1 protein-coding gene is annotated in these 858 nt (G+C 43.0%); it reads right to left on the reverse strand.

The genetic code is table 11. From position 1 onward, the window contains the following. Positions 1–791: ABC transporter ATP-binding protein (locus AB4Z33_RS31025; protein WP_442053587.1), on the reverse strand; the 791-nt coding region annotated here is incomplete at its 3' end. Positions 792–858: the final 67 nt, after the last annotated feature.

The following is an 858-nucleotide window of genomic DNA, read 5'->3' on the forward strand; positions in this document are numbered from 1 at the left end:
ATCACATACCATGCGCCGACGACAATTACGAATAAAGAAATAAGCTTCATCAAAATAAAGCTTATCGAAGAATTCCATGCCATAATCCGATAAGTGAGCAGCTTATTAAGACGGAAGTTTTCGTTTTGCACCGCAAAACGTTTAATTTCGTGATTTTCGTTCGAGAATGCTTGAACGACGCGAATTCCGCTTACGTTGTTTTCCACCTGCGCATTATAATCGGCAATATTCGCGAACAGACTATCGAATGCGCGCGACATTTTGCGGCTGAAATATAAGGACAAGTAAACTATGAGCGGAATGATGATGAAGGTCAACACGGCAAGCTGCCAGTTGATGCTTAGCATAATTCCGAACGTGCCCATAAGGGTCATGACGGCGATAAACATATCCTCTGGACCATGATGGGCGATTTCCCCGATATCCATCAGATCGTTGGTCATGCGGGAGACAAGATGACCGGTTTTATTGTTATCAAAAAATCCGAAGCTGAGCTTCTGGATTCGGTCGAACAGCTTCTTGCGCATATCCGATTCGATGTTGATACCGAGCTTATGGCCCCAATATGTAACTACAAAGTGCATTAGCGCACTGATAACATATACGCCCAGCAGACCCAAGCATGCATAGACGATGGTGTCCCACTTGCCGCTTGGCAGCAAATCGTCAATAACCCGATTGAGCGCTAACGGAAATACAAGCTCAAGCAGCGCAGCCAATATGGCACAAGAAAAGTCCAAAATAAATAAACCTTTGTAAGGACGATAATACTCAAAAAAACGACGAAGCATTTGTAAATTCCTTCCTCTCGTTAACCCTTTTTTTCGATAATGATTATCATACTCAATACTATAACGG

The organism is Paenibacillus sp. 2TAB19 (assembly GCF_052115185.1).
Taxonomy (GTDB): domain Bacteria; phylum Bacillota; class Bacilli; order Paenibacillales; family Paenibacillaceae; genus Pristimantibacillus.